The following is a 21,746-nucleotide window of genomic DNA, read 5'->3' as shown; positions in this document are numbered from 1 at the left end:
TTATGCTAAATTAAGCGGCTTGTCATTTAACTGTGTGAAGTATGTGAGCGACGTAAAACCAAACTATGAACAGCTAGCCCAGCAAATAAAATTATGGGGCCAACAACTTGGCTTTAGTGAAGTGGGCATTACTGACATTGATTTAACTAAGCATGAAACACAGCTTCAGCGTTGGCTTGATGCAGGGTATCATGGTTCAATGGATTACATGGCTGCACATGGAATGAAACGCGCCCGCCCTAGCGAGCTAGTCCCTGGCACGCAACGAGTTATTTCAGTAAAAATGAATTACCTGCCGCCAGATTCAGGCTTTGCCAAAAACCTTAAAAATAACGAGAAAGCCTATATCAGCCGCTATGCGCTTGGCCGTGACTATCACAAATTAATGCGTAATCGGCTCAAGCAATTAGGTAAAAAAATTGAACAGCAGGTAGGTGACTATGGCTTTAGGCCTTTTGTTGATTCAGCGCCAGTGCTTGAGCGTCAATTAGCTGAAAAAGCAGGGCTTGGCTGGCGAGGTAAACATTCTTTATTAATTAATAAAGAGGCTGGCTCTTGGTTTTTTTTAGGCGAGTTATTTGTAGATTTACCACTGCCTATTGATGATGAAAACACGTTCGAAGGTTGTGGTAAATGTGTTGCTTGTATAACCCTTTGCCCTACCGGCGCTATTGTAAAACCTTATGTGGTAGATGCACGTAAATGCATATCGTATTTAACCATAGAGCATCAAGGGGCTATTCCAGAGCAATACCGAACCTTAATGGGTAACCGCATTTATGGTTGCGATGATTGCCAGTTAGTGTGCCCATGGAATCGCTATGGACAAATTACCGACGAGCAAGACTTCCACCCCCGTACACAATTAAAAAATAAAGACTTACTCGCGTTATTTGCCTGGGATGAAACTACCTTTTTAACAAATACCGAGGGCAGCCCTATTCGGCGCATTGGCCATGAGCGTTGGTTACGAAATATAGCGGTTGGCTTAGGCAACGCAGATTTTAGCCCAGCGATTATTCATGCACTTGAAGATAAACGCAAAACGGTCAGTGACATGGTGAATGAGCACATAGAATGGGCACTTACCCAGCAACATGATAAACAAAGACAAAAGCTGCGCAAAACAGCACGGCTAATACGGATTGTTGAAAAAGGCCTACCCAGAGACGCGTAAGCCTATTGCCTAAAAAAACGCGACATAATGTCGCTGATACAAGCTATCTGCCTAATCGTAGCGACGAGTTTAGCCCGCGCCTCGCAGCCCGTAACCCGCACCTTTAACCTTTCAACAATAAAGCAAGATCTTGCTCTATTTCTGCAAAGGCTTTTTTAACTTGATCCACTGACTCCTGACGTGCAACCGAGTTTTGTATGGTTTCGTCTACTTTTTTATAAATAAAAATTTCTTGGTCTTCATCCAATCCCATAGTTGGGATCCGCTCTTCGAGTTCTTCTTGTAAATGCTTAAATACTTTTTCGTTATTAATACGACTGTCGTTCAACATCCCAATTAAACGATGAAACTTACTATGCACAGTACCGGCAACTTTATTTAACCGCTCCTGCTGCGATACCAGCATCTGCTTGGTGGTAATGGCTCGTAATTGTTGCTCGGTTACACTTACAATAAAGCAAATATGATCACGTATGCGTCCGTGCTTTTGCTCGTCATGCTCTGGCATATTTAAAATCAGTAAACTCACAAGCTCGTAGTTAACCAAAATGCGATGAGAAAACTCATGCAATCGTCCTTTGCTTTTAAGCATTTCAAATAACTCAATTACAATTGGAGAACACACCCCATTGAGCGCAAAGTGCGACTTAGTATCGTTACATCTAAATTCAATATTACTTTGTAGGCCAAATGCCTGTAAGCATTCTACTAATGCTTTGCCAAGCTCTTGTATATCGTTAATAAAACCAATATTTTCAATGTAATTTACTATCTGACCCATTTCGCTGCTATTTGCCATGGCATTAAAGGCGGTAGAGGTCGCTTCTTTTACTTGCTTTTCAAGCTGTTGTTTTTCTATTAAGACTTGATTTAGTTTATTCAGTTTTTGCTTTAATTCGTCGTGCCCAAACGGTTTTACAATATAGTCTTCCGCGCCTACTGAATAACCTTCCATGCGCTCCTCAACCGTACCTCTTGCAGATACAAACATCACGATGATGTCATGGGTAATGGGGTTAGCTTTAAGCTCTTTACATACTTCATAACCATTCATTTTTGGCATACTTACATCAAGTAATATAACTTGAGGCATATACTCTTCAACCATACTTAAGCATTCAGGGCCGCTTGAAGCTAGCTTAAGTTCAAAATCAAGATCCTCTAATATTTCTTCAATTATTTCGAGGTTAAATGGTTCATCGTCGACTGCAAGAATTTTAGTTAAAGCCATAATTTTTCATCCATATAAATTAAAACAATTCGATTGTTAGCCGCTATTTTTCACTAATTGCTCATCAGCTAGGTATTCATCTAAGTTTATTTCTAAAGGAACTTGAATCGAAATTGTTGTTCCACCAAGGCTGTTATTGCATGCTTTAATACTGCCTTGATGCAATGAAACAAACTCACGACACAAGGTAAGACCCAACCCGGTTCCACCTGCACCACTATTCGTTTTACTGCTTTGCTCAAATTTATTGAAAACCGTTTCAAGTTCCTCTTCAGGTATTCCTATACCGCTATCTATCACTGCAATGTTTGCATTGTCATCGTCTCTTTGCATTACAACTTCAACAGTACTGTGCTCTTCACTAAATTTGAGTGCATTACTCAATACATTTCTCAAAACCTGATTTATTTGCTCTTCATCGCACTGTGCAACAATCGGCGCGTTATCAGAGCTAAAAACAATATTTATATCTTTTTCAATAGCAATACCGGCAACATCATCAATACTGGTTTTAACAATAGTCGCTAAATCATAAGCCCGTGGGTTGAATGGAAATTTACCAACATCTAATTTAGAAAGGTCGAGTAAATTATTAAGTAACGATAGTAGTCTTTGCCCACTTGACTCAATACGAGTTAAATACTTCAAAAGTTTATCTTTGCTAAAATCACCCTCTTGTAACTTGCTAATACCAAAACGTGAAAAGCTCAATATAGAGTGCATAGGGGTTCTTAGCTCATGCGACATATTTGCCAAAAACTCTGATTTACTTAGATTAGCCGCTTCGGCAATATTTTTCGCATGCTCAAGCTGTGAAGTACGTGCCCTTACTTGCTCTTCTAAAAGATCTTTGGCTTCCAACAGTAGATCTTCTTTTTGTTTTAAATGGCTAACATTTTTAAAAATAACCGCTAACGCTATTTCGCCATGGTGGTCTATTTCATTAAATGATCCAACTAGCGGAATTTTACTTCCGTCTTTATTTACAATGTGTAAGTCACAACTAAATTGACGATTACTGTTTAATGTAGAGATTTTATCTTTTATTGCCTGCACCGAGTCATCATCTAAAAAATGAAATAACGAGTGAGCAATGAGCTTTTTAAACTTTAAATTAAATAATTTTAAGCAGGCATCATTGGCCTCGACTATCTTGCCTTTGCGTTCAAATAATAAAATAGGATCGGGGGTATTTTTAAAAATGACCTGCAGTAGGCTGTCTTTTTCAATCAGCACATCAACTGTTTCTTGTAATCTTTCTACTAGCTCAGCATTGTGACGTTTTAGCAGCTCGGTTTGCCATAATTTATGTACAGCCTGTAGTAACACATTGTCATTTAAAGGCTTAATTAAAACATCTTCAACACCTTGGCGAATGGCTTCTAACATAGATTGTTCAGGGCGTGAGGTTACTAACAAGCAACGACTATGCGGTTGTATTTTTTTTAAACTCGAAAATATCTCTAAACCAGAACCCGGTTGTAAGCTAAAGTCACTGATTAAAATATCAATACTCCTGAGCTTGGCAATATTAATTGCTTCATCATGGTTTGTTGCGGTGTATACCTCAATATGAGCGCCATAAAGGCTACTTTTGAGTGACTCTAATCGCTCATTAACATGATCAACGAGTAAAATTGTCGGCAGTTTAAAAATGTGATCTGGACCTATCTCTAATAAGGCCTCAATTAAAGACGTTATTTCTTTATTGGAAAAGAAGGGGTAGATAATGGTGGCATTGGGTATCAAGTCATTTAATTTGGAAAATGCGCTAAGCAACTCCCCTGATTCTGCTTTTGGCGCTAATAACAAAAATGATTGATAAGTCGCTTTCTCAACAACTATCGATACAACATCGGTTGGCACGCCTTGAGAAAATACCAACAAGTCATAAATGTCTATGTCTGTATTTTCATCAAACATAGCAAAGTGGACTAATTCAACTTGGCAGCCAATTAGTTCTAATAACACTTTTAAGCGCATAGCAATCATGCTACTGCTATCAATAATAAGTATTTTTCTCGCCATTTAGACACACTTTAAAGAGTTAATTAAACACCTTTTCAGCATAGTCTAGAATTTTTGGTTTAGCATAATCACCTACGTAAAAGTGAATTTTGCTGCCTTTTGTTATGGTACTAGGTTAAATGCTTACCAAAAATAGTCAGGCTGTACAGCTGATTGTCCATTCTTGCTACGTTAGGCAGCTCTCCCCATACTGCAAAATCAAAATGCTTAAATAATTTAATGCTCGGTTCGTTGTGACTAAAAATAAACCCAAGTAATACTTCTATATTAAGCTGCTTGGCTTGTTGTTGTGCAAATTGCATCAGCTTTTTACCCAACCCTTTTCCTTGGGCTGCTGCCGTAATGTAAATGCTTAACTCAACGGTGCCATCGTAAGCTGGGCGACCATAAAACGATTTATAACTAAGCCACGCTAATACTTGGTTGTTCTCACAGTAAACAAAAATAGGGCGTTGAGCAGTATGGCTATCAAACCAAGGTTGTTTATCAGCGACGGTCACCTCTTCGGTATCGGCGGTGACCATTCGACTAGGGATAGTTTCATTGTAAATAGCAACAATGGCAGTTAAATCATCAGGTTTTGCTAAACGTATAGTCATAGAAAATAAAGTAAAATTGATCAATTTAGCCTATAGTAGCGTATGATAAGTTACATAAATACTCTAAAAACGCACTTAAGGTAATAGCATGATAAAAAAAATAATACTTGGTTTAACCCTCGCGTTAAGTTGTGTTTCGCTAAATACATATGCCGCAGACTCGCCCGCCCCTTCATTAGATGCAAACACCTGCAATGATTTCACGAATGTTTCACTTAGAAAGTTGCGCTCAACTGAAACCATTAACTTATGCGATTTTAAAAACCAGCCTCTTTTAATTGTTAACACTGCGAGTAACTGCGGTTTTACGCCGCAATTTGAAGGTTTAGAAGCGCTTTATAATAAATACAAAGACGAAGGCTTGGTGGTATTAGGCTTTCCATCAGATGATTTTTTTCAAGAAGAGAACGATGAAAAAGATACCGCAAAAGTGTGTTATGTAAATTATGGTGTTACTTTCCCTATGCTGGCCACCAGCGCAGTACGTGGTAGTGACGCAAACCCTATTTTCAAGCATTTAAACGCCCAAACCAGTTCACCAAACTGGAACTTTTATAAATACGTGGTATCGGCCGATCGCAAAACGATTACGCGCTTTAACAGCCGCGTAGCACCGGATTCAGCAAAACTAGAAAGCACAATCAAAAGTGCATTTTAACTTTGTGTTTTCAGTTTAACCTTACTAAGATGTTGCTATCAAATTTAAAAAACTAAACTTACAGGTAGGAGAACTTATGGCAGTTGCAAGTGCAAGGCACATACTCGTAGACAGTGAAGCACAATGTTTAGACCTTAAAGATAAAATTGAGCAAGGTGAAGACTTTGCAGAACTCGCTAAACTGCACTCTAATTGTCCATCAGGTCAAGATGGTGGTGCATTAGGTGAGTTTGGCCCAGGTATGATGGTGCCTGAATTTGACAAGGTGGTATTTTCAGCGCCGCTAAATCAAGTACAAGGCCCTGTACAAACACAGTTTGGTTACCATTTATTAGAAATAACCAGCCGCTCAGAGTAAGTAAATCGATTTATTAATAAAGCCGCATCAGCGGCTTTTTATTTATGTGGAGTTGGCAAAAGCCCCATTATGCAACTATTTGGCTCTATTCCTTCCCCTTATGTTCGCCGTATTAGAATCTGGGCACAACAAAACAATTGTGCGCTTGAATTTATTAATCTCGATATTTTTTCTAAAGACGATCGGCCGTTGGTGGTCACAAAAAATCCAGCAGCCAAAATTCCTATATTGGTCGATGACACGCTTACCCTAAGTGATTCAAATACCATACTGCGTTATTTACTTGAAAAAACCCAGCAACCCCCACTTACATGGCCTCAAGAGCACTTTTTAATTAGGGCCTGTTGATCTTTCAAGGTTAAATTTACAGCAGTCTGTTTGGTATTTAGGCAAGGCAGAGCCTATGTGGTGTGGTTATTCCCCATAAATAGGCGATAACGTAGCATTAATGCCAAACAGGCGCTGCCCGAAGGGTTCTGCCTAGGGGCGATTAACTCTTTGTTGCCTACATGGATGTAGGTAAGGGGCGTGAGCAGGACGCGGAAGCTTTGCTCGGTTTTTACTTAGCCCACTAGGTTACAAACCTCGCGCCGCGATTAAATCGCCCCTAGTTTGAAGAAATTTTAATCCGTAAAGGTCAACAGGCCCTAGCATCAATGCCTGCAATGATTCATTCGTTGAATTACTGTTATGCCAACGTTCTGGATTTGATACGCAAGCCGATAAGCTGTTTTTTAATCTGCAAAATGAGCGAGTTGCGCAAACATTACACTATTTAAATGATCATTTATGCGATGATGAATTTAAAAGCTGTGAATGCCTCAACATCAGTTTATACTGCTTACTTGATTGGATATGCTTTCGTGAACTCACTGATTTTAGCGCGCAGCCGCAATTAGTTAAGTTTTATGAAGCGTTTAGTCAGCGTCAAGCGGCTAAAAATACCAACCCTCGACTTAAATTTTAAAAGGTGGATACATGAGCGATATCGAAATTGAATCACAACTAGTTAGCTTTGTAGAAAAAGTACGTGTTAGTGAGCAGATCTGGGCACTGGGTGCCGATGATGGTGGCTTTGTTGTATGTGAGTCAAATCAGTTTGACGACACCGATGTACTTTTACTGTGGGAATCACAAGACGCAGCACAAGCACAATGTAAAGAAGAGTGGCAAGACTACAGCCCTGTAGAAATAAACCTTGATGAGTTTTTAGATGATTGGGTTGAAGACCTAAAATCTGATGATGCATTAGTGGGTTTAAATTGGAATGACGATCAGGTGTGTGTAGAAATTGAACCAGTTGGTTTAGCTCGCGCGCTAAGCGAATAAGTTTTAGGCGTTAGTTCGCTGACATTATCCCAACTAACAGCAACGGTTAGTTGGGGTATAAAAATAATAAAAACTGTCAAGGTAATACGTTGAAAACCCATCTTGGTCGTCGTCCATTTTCAGCTATGGAGCTGCATACGCTCTATAACGGATATATTTATAGTGATACACGGCTTGCCCGCGAACAAGCTAAACACTGGCATTTTTGGCTGCCCTTAATTGCTTATTACAGTGGCGCTTACAGTGATGAAATTGGCTGCTTAACCCTTGATGACCTAATACTTAAAAATAATATTCTCTGTTTTAGTTTTCATACCCACGGTAAAATTAAGCCACGTTTAGTGCCTGTTCATCACGCCCTTATTAGCGCTGGGTTTAATGACTATTTAGCTTATGTAAAAGCACAAAATCACTCCCGTTTAATGTTCGATCTTCCTGCTAAAACAGGGCGCTATAGCGAAAAAGTGCGCATATGGTTTTCGGGAGAAGGTGAACGCGCGGGGTATTTGCAAAAATGTGCAATTCCTTCGGTGGATCAACTCGGTATGAAAACCGCCATTAGTAGCTTACGGCTTAACTTTGAACAGCAAATTCGTATTTATGCCCTGCAAGCAGGCAACAAAGACTGCTTTAATTATTTAATGGGCTTTAATGATTACCCTCATGATAACTTTAACGATATAGCCTTGTTAAATAAGGTACTACAACAGATCCGGGTTATCAATTCCCATATTCATTGGCAGCGGTTTTTAGCCCGAGATAGCCACTGACAAACTTTGTTACTCTTTTCCTTAGCGATCTGCGCTTACTCTAGTAAAAAAAGCTGTTAGGATGAAGTGCCGTCTATATGACTGTTTCTAACAACAAAAAATCTAGGGATAACTATGTTTTTAAAAAGCCTCTTAACCGTGAGCGTTGCGCTTGCGATGAATGCTGCTCACGCTAACGAATTCGTCATTGAAAAACTCGCAAAGCCAAGTTCACAAAAAGTCGCTTTAACGCTCGACCCAAGTCAGGATACCTTTACAGGAATGACCGAGATCAGCTTAGAAGTGCTCAAACCAACACACTACATTGAGCTCAATGGTGTTGATTATGCAACTAAAATGGTGCAACTCCTAGGTGAGCAAAACTGTGATTTAAACAGCGAAATGCTTAAAACAGGTAAAGTTAAATTTAGCTGTGAAGAGCAAATTCAGCCAGGTAAATACACCTTAAAAATAGATTTTTCAGCGCCTTATAACCGCCAGAGTGTGGGGTTATATAAAACCCTAGATCAAGGCGTTCCGTACTTGTTCACGCAATTTGAAATGAGTGATGCGCGCCGTGCATTTCCGGTGTTTGACGAACCAAGCTATAAAATTCCGTTTCAGTTAACCATTACCGCCCCCACCTCACAAAAAGTGTATTCAAATACACCTGAGCTAAAAACGACGGTGAATGGCGATATGACCACCCATTACTTTGATAAAACGCCACCAATTCCATCTTACTTAGTGGCTATGGCTGTAGGTCCATTTGAAGAGCTAGAAATTAAAGGCATGCCTATTCCTGGGCGTGTGATCACCCCACAAGGTAAAATTCATTTAGCGCAATATGCAAAAGAGAACATGCCTAAAGTACTGGGCGCACTTGAAGAGTACTTTGGTATTCCTTATGTATATAAAAAGCTAGATTCAGTGGCTGTTCCAGAGTTTCCGTTTGGCGCTATGGAAAACTCAGGCTTAGTGACTTACCGCGAAGATATTCTTCTGGTTGATTTAGAAGCTGCAACGCGTAGTAAAAAACAACGTAATGTCTCTATTATTGCCCATGAATTAGCTCACCAATGGTACGGTAACTTAGTGACTATGAAGTGGTGGAACGACTTATGGTTAAACGAGGCGTTTGCAAGCTGGATGGCGGCAAAAATTACTAAGCAGCTTAATCCTGAGTTTGAATCACACCTAGATTTACCACAAAACAACGTAATGGCGTTAGATGCACGTTTAAGCACTAAGCCAATTCGTAAACCAATTAAAACCGAAGCCGATATTATGGACGGTTTAGGCCTTGCCTACAGCAAAGGCAGCTCAGTACTGGCGATGGTTGAAAACTGGATTGGCGAAGAGGCATTTCAAGCTGGTATTCAGAACTACTTAAAAGAATTCTCCTATAAAAATGCAGAAGCTGCCGATTTATGGGAAGCACTTGGTAAGGCTTCAAATAAAGATGTAGCGAGCGTTTTAAAATCGTTTATTGAACAGTCGTCATTCCCGCTAATTAACGTTAAGCAGCAAGGTAAAAGCATTACGATTTCGCAAAGTCGTTTTGCCAATGCCGGTGTTGAAGCCCCTGCTCAACTGTGGAATGTACCGGTTGCGATTAAATATGGTGCTGGCGATAAAGTACAAACAGCCAATGTATTATTAAATAAACAAAGCCAAACGCTAGCATTAGACTTTGAACCAGAGTGGATTTATCCAGATCAAGGCGCGCTAGGTTATTACCGTTGGGTAATGGATGATGCGCAATTTAATGCGTTAATAGATAATGCAGCTAGGGTATTAAACGACCGTGAACGCTTAGCCCTATTATCGGCAACAGATGCCCTACTTGATGCCGGTGTCATTTCAGCGGCTAAATTAATGCAAACGCTTGAAGTATTTGCCAGCGATAGTCATCCGCGTGTTGCTAATACTGCTTTAGGTTATTTAGCGTCACAGCAGCGTACTTTTAAAGACGATAGCAATAAAGATTTATGGCCTACGTTTATTCAAAATGCGGTGATGCCTGCCGCTAAAAAATATGGCCTAGAAGCAAAAATGGGCGAAGATGGCGCAGTAGCTCAACTTCGTGCCGCGGTGGTATCACGCTTAGGGTTTGATGGTGAAGATAAAAATGTGATCAATAAAGCCAAACAGCAAACACAAGCTTACTTAAACGATCCACAAAAGGTAGACCCTTATTTAGCAGGTACTTATTTACGTCTTGCGGCTTTTCATGGGGATAAGGCGTTGCTAGATCAGTTTATGACAACCTTTAAAACCACCAAAGATCCACAAGTGCGTACCAATATGCTGGCAGCAATGGGTTACTTTGGTAAACCTGAACTACAAAAAGCGGTACTGGCGTATAGCTTAACAGACGAAGTAACGGCTTCTGATATGCGTACTATTTTATCGGGTCAAAGTTACACCGATGAACGCCAAGCACTGTTTATTGATTGGATTTATAACAACTACGATAAAGTAACAGCAAGCTTGCCACCATTTTTTGTGCCAAACTTACCTTACTTTACTACCGCCAGCTGTGACGCTGACAGTTTAGCTACAACGCAAAGTTTCTTTGACGCTAAACTGGAAGCTGTACCCGGTTATGCGCGTACATTAAGTAAACTTGCAGAGAGTACCAATGACTGTATTGCACTTAAAAACCGTGAACTGAAATCAGTCAATAGCTTTTTAAATAGCAAATAAGTTAAAGTTTAAAGGATGGCGGGCTGCGGGCGACGAGTAACGGGCCGAAAACCTCAAACTCGGGCTAATGGCTGATGTTTTCTCATTTACTTCTCATTGTCTTCTCTTTGTGTAATAAGATCTTAAAAAATTTATTCACAAAGAGGTTAAGAGGCGCTGCGCTTTTAGAGGTAGTAATTAAAGACAAAGGTTAAGGGTTAAGGGTTAAGGGTTAAGGGTTAAAGATTTTATCTTGCACCTTTTGCCTTTAGCCCTGCACCACTCTATTAACCGCCAATAATCATCGTTAGCTTAGCTATAAACTCTTTTGCCGCTTGTTCAGAGTTAATTTTAAAAGCGACACCATAATGAATAGGCTGCGTACTTTTATAAATACGGGTAGGAAAACGGGTCATTTCACTGCTATGAAAATAGCCTTGAGTACGCACAACCCCATCAATATCAGTAAAGTCATCGCTAAACACTTCAAATGCCGGGCGGATCACAATTTTACCTTTACCTGCTTCAGCATGGGTATAAAACGCCTCTTTAGAGTTTACTAGCATATACTCAGCTATGTTTTTTATTTTAAAGTTACTTCTACACTCTAGTTTGATCAGCTGCTCGGTTAACTCGTCTGCACTAAATGCCACGTGACTTTCCTTTTTATTTAATAGGGGGTTAGGATCTGTTGACCTTTCAAAGTTAAATTTGCAGCAGTCTGTTTGGTATTTAGCCAAGGTAAAGCATATGTGATGTGGTTATTCCCCATAAATAGGCGATAACGCAGCATCAATGCCAAACAGGCACTGCCCTTCGGGTTCTGCCTAGGGGCGATTTACTCTTTGTTGCTCAGTTTTGACTTAGCCCACTAGGTTACAAACCTCGCGCCGCGATTAAACCGCCCCTAGTTTGAACAAATTGTAATCCGCAAAGGTCAACAGACCCTAGACTAACTCATGCATGAGTGAAAGTCCGAAATTTATTTATTCACTACACACAAACGCTAATTGCTGATTTTTATAACTCAACCGGCTTATTTCAGTATCGCAATATTGGCTTAAATCAAGCCACTGCGATATAGCAGAGCCGCGTGTTAATTTACGCTGGTAAACACGGTTTTTAATTGCGTAAGCAATGGTATTTTCATCTTTTAAGATGAAGTCTTGTACTTGGTTTGGCAGTCTAAGTATATCGGTAACTTGCTTAGTTTGTGGATCAAAACGCGCTAAGTGATGCTGCCCGTGTTTACTATGGCTAAATAAAAACTCAGCCTGCGCTTTATTATAAATAAGCGTGCGACCAATATCGCTTGCTACCACCTCACCTTTTGCCGCAGCAACCGAGGTATATTGCAAAGTGTGTGGTTCGCCTAAAATAAACATCACTAAATCGTTGTTACTTCCCCAAGCGTGATAGCCTACAGGTTCAATCCAATCAAAAATACGACTTGCAGCCAACTCGGGTGCCAACGGATATTGCCATAGCTTTTGTTTACCATCGTCTTCAACGACAATCGCCGATAAGTGCTGCCCATCCGGTGTTAAAGTGGGCGAGTATTCACTTTGTGGCGTATTAGTGACCATAGACGTTTGTTTTGATGATAAGCTGTAAAGCGCAATATCTGTTTGACTCTGGTCATTACTGATTATTTCTCGGGTATAGTATAGGCCGGTGTCGGTTAAATGGGGTTGATTGTTATAGCTCGTTTTATCACTAACAATGCTTACACGTATACCATGCGGAGTATTTAAATCGGCGAGCAAAATTTGGCTTTTAGGCATACTTGCCTGAGCAATATCTAGCGTTAAAGCATTTATAGCTATAAGCCCTAACAATGGTTTAATCAGTTTCATGCTTTCTCTCGTTTTAATTTTAAGCACCTCATGATAACGTTATTTACTAATGACGTCACTTGACCTAAGTCAGTCAACTCTTTATAACTAACGGGTCATAAAAAAGAGAACAAACATGTCAGCTAAACACCCTATTATTGCAATCACCGGTTCATCTGGAGCGGGCACAACGACCACCACTAACGCCGTGAAGCATATTTTCCGTAGCCTTGATATCAATGCGGCATTTATCGAAGGTGATAGCTTTCATCGTTATACACGTCCTGAAATGGACAAAAAAATTCGTGAAGCACAGCAAGAAAGTAAACACATTAGCTATTTTGGCCGAGAAGCTAACGACTTTGGCGCCTTAGAAGACTTATTTACTAAATACGGTGAAACAGGCGAAGGAAAACTTCGCCGTTATTTACACACCTTTGATGAAGCCGTGCCTTATAACCAGTTACCTGGGACATTTACCCCATGGCAAGAGCTTGAGCAAAATACAGATCTGATGTTTTACGAAGGTCTACATGGCGGTGTAGTTGATGAAGATCATGATGTTGCTAAACATGTTGATTTACTCATAGGCATGGTGCCTATTATTAACCTTGAATGGATCCAAAAGCTCATTCGCGACACCTCAGAACGCGGCCACTCTCGTGAAAAAGTCATGGACTCTATTGTGCGCAGTATGGATGACTACATTAATCATATAACGCCGCAATTTTCTCGTACCCATATTAACTTTCAGCGAGTCCCCACCGTTGATACTTCCAACCCATTTAGCGCTAAAGATATCCCCTCCCTTGATGAAAGCTTTGTTGTGATTCGCTTTAGGGGGATTGATGATGTTGATTTTCCGTATTATTTGCGGATGATTGAAGGCAGTTTTATGTCGCGTATAAACACCTTAGTGGTGCCTGGTGGTAAAATGGGTCTCGCGATGGAACTGGTGCTCACGCCTCTAATAAAAGATATTATTTTGAAAAAACGCGCCTTAGCAAAGTTAGCCCCGCCTGAAATTCCTATTTAGACTCTTTTTTGTGAACCCTAACTCACGTACACTGCTGATTTTAAGTATGACGAGTTTAATATGTCGCAATCAATTAAAATTATTGTTGGGTCTAAAAACCCAGTAAAAATCAATGCCGCTAAACATATTTTTGCGATGTATTTTCCTGAGCGTGTAATCGAATGTAGTGGTGTTCACGCGCCCTCAGAGGTACCCGATCAACCCTTAGGTGAAGAGCAAACCTGCTTAGGGGCACAAAATCGCGTTAATTACTGTAAAAACCACTATCAGGCAGACTACTATGTGGCGATGGAAGGTGGTGCAGCGCAATTTAGCTATGGTACGGCGACCTTTGCCTATGTAGTTATTGATGATGGCGCACAGCAAGTTACAGGCCGAAGTAGTAACTTACCCCTGCCCACTGTGTTTTATAAAGCATTGCTTCAAGGTGAAGAGCTTGGTGACGTGATGGATAAAGCTTTTAATACCACCAATATTAAACAGCAAGGGGGGGCTATTGGCTTATTAACTGATCATCATGCAACACGAGAAAGTACCTATACTCAAGCGCTGACACTCGCCATGGCGCCTTTTCTTAATCCCACTCTATATAATCAATAACGGATGTTTTAATGAAGTATAACTACGTATTATTTGATGCCGACGAAACCTTATTTAGCTTTAATGCCTTTGCTGGCCTTAAAAACATGCTAGCAACCTATGACATGGATTTTACCGAGGCAGATTATGCCCATTATCAAAACACCAATAAGTCATTATGGATTGCTTATCAAAACAACGAGATCACCTCAAGTCACTTACAAGTAACTCGTTTTAGCGAACTGGCAAATAAACTAGATGTGCCAGCTCAACAGCTCAATGATGATTTTTTATCAGCAATGGCCGAAATTTGTATGCCTTTACCCGGCGCCGTTGAATTATTAAATGCCCTTAAACCCCATGCCAAGCTGGGCATTATTACCAATGGTTTTTCTCAGTTACAAGCACGTCGCCTAGCGCATACAGGGCTGCAAGATATGTTTGACTGGTTGGTTATTTCTGAGCAAGTCGGCATTGCTAAACCTGCAAAAGAGATATTTGAGCACACCTTTAACTTAATGGGTAATCCACCGAAAGAGCAAATTTTAATGGTCGGTGATACCGCTAGCAGTGATATTCTTGGCGGTCAAAATGTGGGAATTGACACTTGTTGGCTGCAACATCCTGGCGTGAACTTGCCTGAGGGAATTAAACCAACATATCAGGTAACCCAGCTTAAACAATTGCAAACTATATTAGGACTTTGATAATAAAAGCCTGTGTGTAATTTAGCTGTTTAGCTAATTAACAAACAAAAAAATGACGCTAATAAGCGTCATTTTTTATAACTGTATATAAGTGATTAACTAATTAGGCGTTAGCTAGCTCAAGGCCGGGTGCAGGCATCGTCACAGGCGTTTCAAAGGTTGCCCACTCCCATGCTGACTCAGTTGCCATAATTTTGCGTAGTAACTTATTATTTAAATCATGACCTGATTTAAATGCGGTTACTTTGCCTAAAAGGTTGTGACCTGTCATAAACATGTCACCTACACAGTCTAGAATCTTATGCTTGACGAACTCGTCTGCGTAACGCAAACCGTTCGGATTTAAAACTTTAAATTCATCAAGTACAACTGCGCTATCCATGCTGCCACCTAGTGCTAGGTTGTTCGCATGCATGTATTCAATGTCTTTCATAAAGCCAAAAGTACGCGCACGGCTTATCTCTTCAGTAAAGCTTTGTGCCGTAATATCTAAACCAACACGTTGGCGGCTTTCATTGATTGCAGGGTGATCAAAAGCAATTTCGAAATCGATGTGGAATCCGTCGTAAGGTTCTACTTCGGCCCATTTATCACCTTCTTCAATACGTACTTTTTCTTTAATACGAATAAAGCGTTTTGCAACATTTTGCTCTTCAATGCCGCCTTTTTGTAATAAATAAATGAATGGCAATGCACTTCCATCCATTATTGGTACTTCTGAGCTATCAAGTTCAACAATTAAATTGTCGATACCCATTGCCGCAACCGCCGCAATTAAGTGCTCAGTAGTCGATAAGCGAACGCCATCTTTGTTAATTAAACAGGTACACAATTGCGTATCACCAACGGCTTCAGGTGTTGTTTCAAAATCAACAACCGGATCAAGGTCGACACGACGAAATACAATCCCAGTATTTGCGCTCGCAGGTCGGAGAGTTATTGTGACCTTCTCACCTTTATGAAGTCCAATTCCTATGGCTTTGACTACTTGTGCAATCGTACGCTGTTTAATCATAGGTTCGCTCACTTTAGTATATATTACAGTTAGACGGCGGAGTGTAGCATAAATACGGTATAACTACAATATTCGTTCACATTTCGCACAAAAGTACTGTTTTTTATTAATCTGCTTGTTTACGTAAAAAAGCAGGGATGTCGAAATAATCGCCACCTTCAGATTTATCTGTTTTCTTAGCACTGCTTGACGACGTATTCGCTGAAGAACTTGAAGAGCTCGTCGATGTGCTTTGCTCTTTTGATTCTGTTTGCGTAGTCGTTGCAGGCTCTTCTGTACTTGCGCCTTGGCTTGCAAAGCTAGGAACATACATGCTGCTGCTTGTTTGCGTGCTTGAACTGGCTACATCAGAACCTGATGCTTTTTTAAAGCCATTATCTACAATACCAAACTGTGGACGACGATCGCCGCCTAAGCCAGTTGCAACAACCGTTACACGTAGCTCGTCTGTCATTTCAGGGTCGATTACCGCACCCACAACCACCGTTGCGTTTTCAGACGCTAGCGCCTTAACGTGATTACCTACGATTTCAAATTCTTCAATCGCGATATCCATGCCGGCAGTAATATTAACCAAGATACCTTTAGCACCGGTTAAATCAACGTCTTCTAGTAATGGGCTTGAAATAGCCGCTTCTGCTGCTTCTTGTGCACGATCAGGACCCGAGGCAGATGCAGTCCCCATCATGGCTGTACCCATTGCAGACATAACAGTACGTACGTCGGCGAAATCCACGTTAATTAGACCCGAGCGTGTGATTAGCTCAGCAATACCCTGTACCGCACCAAATAATACGTCATTTGCTTTAGCAAATGCATCCAATAAAGTTGTCCCTTTACCTAATACTTTTAGTAATTTGTTATTTGGAATAGTAATTAACGAGTCCACAATTTCAGACAATTCGCTAATCCCCTGCTCTGCAGCAGCAGCACGTTTTTTACCTTCAAAATCAAATGGACGCGTTACAACTGCCACGGTTAGAATGCCCAGCTCTTTAGCAATTTTAGCCACGACTGGCGCTGCTCCGGTCCCTGTACCGCCGCCCATACCTGCCGCTATAAATACCATATCGGCGCCTTCAAGGCTGGCACGAATGGTTTCGGCATCTTCTTCAGCTGATTCACGGCCTACTTCAGGGTTTGCACCCGCACCTAACCCAGAGGTTATTTGCGTACCTAATTGTACCGTTACATCAGCGGCTGAATTACGTAATGCTTGTGCATCCGTATTCGCTGCAATAAAACGAACACCTTCTATTTGTTGTTTTACCATGTGCTCAACTGCGTTACCGCCGCCGCCACCAACACCGATTACTTTTATTACAGCTTCTTCGCTGTGTTGTTCCATTATATCAAACATATTTACTCTCCGACTTGAGTACTAAAACTCGCCTTGAAACCATTTTGTGATGCGGTTCCACCAATTATTATTATCATCCGCTTTCGACTTTTGTGCATTCATCGACTGCATAGTACGCCCGTATTGTAACAAACCTACAGCGGTTGCGTACGATGGATCATCAACATAATCAGTTAAACCTACTACACCAATTGGTTTACCTATTCTTACTGGCATCTGAAAAATATCTTCAGCCACTTCCATTGCGCCAGTCATTTTAGCAGTTCCGCCAGTAATAACGAGACCTGCTGCAATTTGGTCTTCTAATCCTGAACGACGAATTTCTTCCATCGCCAGTTCAAATAATTCTCTAAAACGTGGCTCAACCACTTCTGATAACGTGTGCCTAGACATCAGTCTTGCTGGTCGCCCACCTACGCTTGGCACTTCAATCGTGTCTTCGCTGCTCGCCATTTGGCTACTTGCACAGGCATATTGTACTTTGAGTGACTCAGCATGTGATATAGGTGTACGAAATATTTTTGCAATATCACCGGTTACTTGGTTACCTGCCACCGGAATAACCGCCGAATGACGCAGCGCACCATTAATATAAATAGTGATATCCATAGTACCACCACCAATATCAAGCACCGCAACACCTAACTCTTTTTCGTCATCCGTCAGTACGGAATAACACGAAGCAAGCGCTGTGAATATAAGTTGGTCAACTTCAAGCCCGCAACGTTCAACACATTTTTCTATATTTTTAGCCATGTCGTTGGAGCAGGTAATAATGTGCGCGCGTGCTTCCATGCGCACACCACTCATGCCGAGTGGGTTTTTAATCCCCTCTTGCATATCAATACTGTACTCTTGCGGCAAAGCATGCAACATTTTGCGTTCAGCTGAAATTGGCACTGAACGAGCAATGTGTATTACATTTTCAATGTCTTCATCGGTTACTTCGGTGTTATTAATAGCCACAACACCGCTTTCGTTCTGACACTGAATATGCTTGCCAGAAATACCCAAATAAACCGAGCTAATACGACAATCAGCCATCAATTCGGCTTCATCTATAGCGCGGCGAATAGACTCAGACACTAAATTTAAATCGTTAACACCGCCTTTATCCATTCCATGAGATACTTGGCTCCCCACGCCAACAATGCTGAGCTTGTTATCTGTGGTGATTTCACCTACCGTGGCCACTACTTTAGAAGTGCCAACGTCTAATCCAATCACTAGGTTTCTTTCTGCTGACTTAGTCATGCCTTACTCTTTATTATAATTGCTGTTCTTGCAGTGGCTTATAGCTCACTGCAAGGCCGGTATCGTAGCGTAAATCAATTGCATCTATCTGTGCATCAGCACGTTTTTCTATACGTGAATAAACGTCTATAAAACGTTGTACACGTTTGGCTTTATCTTTGCGTCCTAAATTTAAACGCACACCGTTATCTAACCAAAGTTGCCACGAAAACCGCTCAGATAGCGCAAGGCTAGTGAGCGTTAATGCATTGACTTTGAGCATTTCATCAAACTGTTTAAACGCTACCCATGCTTCTTTTTCACTGCCCTCTGGCCCATATAGTTGGGGTAAAGTGGCACTTAATTTATCACTTTTTGCTTCAAACGCGTCACCGCTTTGATTAATCAGCAAGTCACTATTCCAGTGAGCAACCGCTTGATGTTCTACCACGTAAACTTGAATGGTATCAGGCCATTGTTTTCTTACCGATACCGTTGCAACCCAAGGCAGCTCTTGTACTAAATGCTGAACTTGCTTTACGTTTAGCTCAAAAAAACTGCTTAAATCTGCTTTTTTTATTGCCGCTGTTATTGCTTTTTCATCGGTGTACTTAGGATTCCCCAACACCGTTAAATGCTTAATTTGTGCATCTTTATTTTCAACTAACCAGTGCGAAACCCCACTGGTTATTTCAATTAACCCTATCACCACGGCTAGAAAAAAACTCACTCCAAAAATCAGCGACCAGTTAAGTTGCTGTTTTAGTTGCTGCGCTTTCTCTAAAAAGGGATGCATATTAAAGGGTTTGCTCCAAAATGCGAACAACTAATTGCTCAAAACTTGCCCCGTTGGCTTTTGCTGCCATTGGCACCAATGATTTTTCTGTCATGCCCGGTACGGTATTCACTTCTAGTAAGTAAAAATGTCCTTGTTCATCTTGCATCGCATCGACTCGTCCCCAGCCACTTGCACCCACTAAATCAAACGCATCAAGCGCCATCGCTTGTAATTTTTGAGTATCCGATGGTGATAAATCAGCAGGGCAATGATATTGCGTACTATTTGACTGATATTTAGCTTGGTAGTCATAAAATCCATTTGGGGTGCTCATTTCAATCACAGGTTGTACTTCATCACCCAATACCGTAATGGTAAATTCGCGACCCGTGATCCACTGCTCTACCAATACTTGGCTGTCGAACTTAAATGCATTAGTGAGCGCATCTTCAAGTTCTTCTGCAGAGCTTGCTTGCGCCATACCGATACTGGAGCCTTCGTGCGATGGCTTAACCATTACCTTTTTAAATTGCGCCATAATGGCATTGGCATCAAAGCCTTTTTTAGCATCAACCACGGCATAAGGTGCGGTGCTTAAGCCTGCCGATTTAAACAAATGCTTACAACGAATTTTATCCATTGCCAGTGCCGAACCCAGAACATTACTGCCGGTATACGGCAGGTTCATAAATTCTAGAGCACCTTGTACCGTGCCGTCTTCACCACCACGCCCATGTAAAGCAATAAAAACGCGATCAACGTTTAACGACTTTAATTCCCATAACGAACGATTTTGTGGATCAAACGCTATCGCATCAATGCCAACTTCTAACAGCGCATTTAATACCGCTTGACCAGATTTTAATGACACGTCGCGCTCTGCTGAGTTTCCACCTAGCAGCACCGCTACTTTACCAAACTGGGAATTTACCTGTGTCATACTTCACCTTGCTTTAATTTTTCTATCGACATATTCGTGGCTGCTAAATTTTTAACAAGCTGACCTATGTTACCCGCACCTTGTGTGAGCACTAGGTCGTTATTTTGTAGGCAGTTGGCAAGTACGCCCGCAAGCTCTGAGCTTGAGGCTACATGTAATGGCTCTTTGCCACGCTGGCGCAAACTACGGCATAAACTCTTACTATCAGCGCCAACAATCGGCTCTTCGCCAGCACTGTAAACATCGAGTAATAAAAGCTGATCAACCTCAGCCAATACCTTAACAAAATCTTCGTATAAATCGCGAGTACGCGTATAACGGTGCGGCTGATACACCATCACTAAACGCTTATCAGGCCAGCCTTCTCGTGCTGCAGTGATAGTAGCGGCCACTTCTGATGGGTGATGGCCATAGTCATCAACAAGCATCACGCTGCCGCGTTCATTTTCAAATTCACCGTAGTGCTGAAAACGACGGCCAATACCTTCAAAAGTATCTAAAGCCGCTAAAATTGCATGATTCGCAATATTTTGATCTTTAGCCACGGCAATCGCTGCGGTTGCATTAAGGGCATTATGTTTACCCGGCATATTCAGCTTGGCGGTTAAACTCTCACCTTGTTTATTAGTCACCGTAAATTGGCATGTGTTCGCTGTTTGGCTAAAGTCACTCATTCGATAATCAGCCTCGTGTGACTCACCATAAGTGATCACCGGACGACCAAAACGGGGGATCAATTCAGCAGCAACGTCTGAATCAATACACACCACCGCTAACCCGTAAAACGGCAGGTTATGAATGAATTCAACATAAGTATCTTTCATTTTTTCTAAACTACCGCCGTAGGTTTCCATGTGATCTTCTTCAATATTAGTGATCACCGACACCATAGGCTGTAAGTGCAAAAATGAGGCATCGCTTTCATCTGCTTCGGCGATTAAAAAGTCACTTTTACCTACCTTAGCATTGCTGCCAGCACTGTTAAGCAAACCACCAATAATAAAGGTTGGATCGAGCCCGGCTTGTGCATAAATGCTCGCAATTAAGCTGGTTGTGGTCGTTTTACCATGGGTGCCCGCAATGGCAATACCGTGGCGAAAGCGCATCAGTTCAGCTAACATTTCTGCACGACGAACCACCGGAATACGCGCAGCTTGCGCGGCTTGAATTTCAGGATTTGTTTTATCTATTGCACTTGAAACCACCACCACATTGGCGTCTTTTACGTTATTTTCATGATGGCCAATAAATACTTCAGCACCGGCTTTAATTAAACGCTCAGTCATTGCGCTGTGAGCTATATCTGAACCGGTAATACGGTAACCTTCAAAAGCAAGTACTTCTGCAATGCCGCCCATGCCTGCACCGCCTATTCCTACAAAGTGAATAGTTTCAATGCGGCGCATCGCTGGGCGTGTATATTTTTCTTTTGCTAATGTCTGTTTC

Annotated in this window: 21 protein-coding genes and 1 pseudogene; 11 read left to right on the top strand and 11 right to left on the bottom strand. The window is 41.3% G+C overall.

Annotated features, from left to right (window positions below):
- Positions 1 to 43 precede the first annotated feature (43 nt).
- A complete protein-coding gene (queG, locus tag AAGD16_RS02625) occupies positions 44 to 1,177 on the top strand; it encodes a tRNA epoxyqueuosine(34) reductase QueG (protein WP_377113441.1) in 1,134 nt (377 codons plus the stop codon).
- Positions 1,178 to 1,280: 103 nt separating this feature from the next.
- Here queG and AAGD16_RS02620 read toward each other — a convergent pair whose 3' ends face one another.
- The 3 genes from AAGD16_RS02620 to AAGD16_RS02610 form a co-directional block, all read right to left on the bottom strand.
- A complete protein-coding gene (locus AAGD16_RS02620; protein WP_024601216.1) occupies positions 1,281 to 2,408 on the bottom strand; it encodes a PleD family two-component system response regulator in 1,128 nt (375 codons plus the stop codon).
- A 36-nt stretch (positions 2,409 to 2,444) separates the two neighbouring features.
- Positions 2,445 to 4,436 carry an ATP-binding protein gene (locus tag AAGD16_RS02615; protein WP_013464076.1) on the bottom strand — a complete coding sequence of 664 codons (1,992 nt, stop codon included), beginning with the start codon at positions 4,434 to 4,436 and terminating at the stop codon, positions 2,445 to 2,447.
- A 110-nt stretch (positions 4,437 to 4,546) separates the two neighbouring features.
- Complete coding sequence (locus tag AAGD16_RS02610) at positions 4,547 to 5,035, bottom strand: GNAT family N-acetyltransferase (protein WP_013464075.1); 489 nt, start codon at positions 5,033 to 5,035, stop codon at positions 4,547 to 4,549.
- Between the two features lie 88 nt (positions 5,036 to 5,123).
- Between AAGD16_RS02610 and AAGD16_RS02605 the strand changes: the two genes are divergently transcribed.
- The 7 genes and pseudogenes from AAGD16_RS02605 (at position 5,124) to AAGD16_RS02575 (ending at position 10,838) form a co-directional block, all read left to right on the top strand.
- Positions 5,124 to 5,693: a glutathione peroxidase gene (locus AAGD16_RS02605; protein ID WP_024601214.1), complete on the top strand. Its 570-nt coding sequence runs from the start codon at positions 5,124 to 5,126 to the stop codon at positions 5,691 to 5,693.
- Between the two features lie 76 nt (positions 5,694 to 5,769).
- Complete coding sequence (locus tag AAGD16_RS02600; protein WP_013464073.1) at positions 5,770 to 6,051, top strand: peptidylprolyl isomerase; 282 nt, start codon at positions 5,770 to 5,772, stop codon at positions 6,049 to 6,051.
- Between the two features lie 69 nt (positions 6,052 to 6,120).
- Complete coding sequence (locus tag AAGD16_RS02595; RefSeq protein WP_013464072.1) at positions 6,121 to 6,399, top strand: glutathione S-transferase family protein; 279 nt, start codon at positions 6,121 to 6,123, stop codon at positions 6,397 to 6,399.
- A gap of 301 nt (positions 6,400 to 6,700) precedes the next feature.
- Positions 6,701 to 7,018, top strand: a pseudogene (locus tag AAGD16_RS02590) (glutathione S-transferase family protein); the annotation flags it as partial.
- An 11-nt stretch (positions 7,019 to 7,029) separates the two neighbouring features.
- Complete coding sequence (locus tag AAGD16_RS02585) at positions 7,030 to 7,380, top strand: DUF2750 domain-containing protein (RefSeq protein WP_013464070.1); 351 nt, start codon at positions 7,030 to 7,032, stop codon at positions 7,378 to 7,380.
- Between the two features lie 89 nt (positions 7,381 to 7,469).
- Positions 7,470 to 8,150, top strand: a complete 681-nt coding sequence (locus AAGD16_RS02580; RefSeq protein ID WP_013464069.1) for a hypothetical protein — start codon at positions 7,470 to 7,472, stop codon at positions 8,148 to 8,150.
- A 114-nt stretch (positions 8,151 to 8,264) separates the two neighbouring features.
- Positions 8,265 to 10,838: a M1 family metallopeptidase gene (locus AAGD16_RS02575; protein WP_036956010.1), complete on the top strand. Its 2,574-nt coding sequence runs from the start codon at positions 8,265 to 8,267 to the stop codon at positions 10,836 to 10,838.
- 266 nt (positions 10,839 to 11,104) lie between these two features.
- Here AAGD16_RS02575 and AAGD16_RS02570 read toward each other — a convergent pair whose 3' ends face one another.
- A complete protein-coding gene (locus AAGD16_RS02570; protein ID WP_013464067.1) occupies positions 11,105 to 11,470 on the bottom strand; it encodes a hypothetical protein in 366 nt (121 codons plus the stop codon).
- Positions 11,471 to 11,803: 333 nt separating this feature from the next.
- Positions 11,804 to 12,673 carry a hypothetical protein gene (locus AAGD16_RS02565; protein ID WP_013464066.1) on the bottom strand — a complete coding sequence of 290 codons (870 nt, stop codon included), beginning with the start codon at positions 12,671 to 12,673 and terminating at the stop codon, positions 11,804 to 11,806.
- Between the two features lie 115 nt (positions 12,674 to 12,788).
- On the opposite strand from AAGD16_RS02565, the gene AAGD16_RS02560 reads away from it, so the two are divergent.
- The 3 genes from AAGD16_RS02560 to yjjG are packed head-to-tail and all read left to right on the top strand — an operon-like array spanning position 12,789 to position 14,974.
- Positions 12,789 to 13,688, top strand: a complete 900-nt coding sequence (locus tag AAGD16_RS02560) for a phosphoribulokinase (protein ID WP_008114793.1) — start codon at positions 12,789 to 12,791, stop codon at positions 13,686 to 13,688.
- A gap of 60 nt (positions 13,689 to 13,748) precedes the next feature.
- Complete coding sequence (gene yjjX / locus AAGD16_RS02555; protein WP_377113432.1) at positions 13,749 to 14,288, top strand: inosine/xanthosine triphosphatase; 540 nt, start codon at positions 13,749 to 13,751, stop codon at positions 14,286 to 14,288.
- 11 nt (positions 14,289 to 14,299) lie between these two features.
- On the top strand, positions 14,300 to 14,974 hold the full coding sequence (gene yjjG, locus AAGD16_RS02550; protein WP_013464063.1) for a pyrimidine 5'-nucleotidase: 675 nt from the start codon (positions 14,300 to 14,302) through the stop codon (positions 14,972 to 14,974).
- Between the two features lie 103 nt (positions 14,975 to 15,077).
- Here yjjG and lpxC read toward each other — a convergent pair whose 3' ends face one another.
- The 6 genes from lpxC to murC form a co-directional block, all read right to left on the bottom strand.
- Positions 15,078 to 15,989, bottom strand: coding sequence for a UDP-3-O-acyl-N-acetylglucosamine deacetylase (gene lpxC / locus AAGD16_RS02545; RefSeq protein WP_013464062.1), 912 nt, complete (start codon positions 15,987 to 15,989; stop codon positions 15,078 to 15,080).
- A 106-nt stretch (positions 15,990 to 16,095) separates the two neighbouring features.
- Positions 16,096 to 17,349: a cell division protein FtsZ gene (gene ftsZ, locus AAGD16_RS02540; RefSeq protein ID WP_377113428.1), complete on the bottom strand. Its 1,254-nt coding sequence runs from the start codon at positions 17,347 to 17,349 to the stop codon at positions 16,096 to 16,098.
- Positions 17,350 to 17,370: 21 nt separating this feature from the next.
- Positions 17,371 to 18,603 carry a cell division protein FtsA gene (ftsA, locus tag AAGD16_RS02535; RefSeq protein WP_013464060.1) on the bottom strand — a complete coding sequence of 411 codons (1,233 nt, stop codon included), beginning with the start codon at positions 18,601 to 18,603 and terminating at the stop codon, positions 17,371 to 17,373.
- A gap of 13 nt (positions 18,604 to 18,616) precedes the next feature.
- The gene (locus AAGD16_RS02530) at positions 18,617 to 19,378 is read right to left on the bottom strand and encodes a cell division protein FtsQ/DivIB (protein WP_013464059.1); all 762 of its coding nucleotides are present in this window, start codon (positions 19,376 to 19,378) and stop codon (positions 18,617 to 18,619) included.
- A 1-nt stretch (position 19,379) separates the two neighbouring features.
- Complete coding sequence (locus AAGD16_RS02525; protein WP_028834436.1) at positions 19,380 to 20,300, bottom strand: D-alanine--D-alanine ligase; 921 nt, start codon at positions 20,298 to 20,300, stop codon at positions 19,380 to 19,382.
- Entirely contained in the window at positions 20,297 to 21,706 is a 1,410-nt protein-coding gene (gene murC, locus AAGD16_RS02520; RefSeq protein ID WP_216712925.1) for a UDP-N-acetylmuramate--L-alanine ligase, read from the bottom strand. Before murC ends, AAGD16_RS02525 begins: the two co-directional genes overlap by 4 nt.
- Between the last annotated feature and the right edge of the window lie 40 nt (positions 21,707 to 21,746).

The sequence above is a fragment of the Pseudoalteromonas sp. M58 genome (assembly GCF_042604605.1).
Lineage (GTDB): Bacteria > Pseudomonadota > Gammaproteobacteria > Enterobacterales > Alteromonadaceae > Pseudoalteromonas > Pseudoalteromonas tetraodonis.
This window is presented reverse-complemented; position numbering and strand designations above follow the sequence as displayed.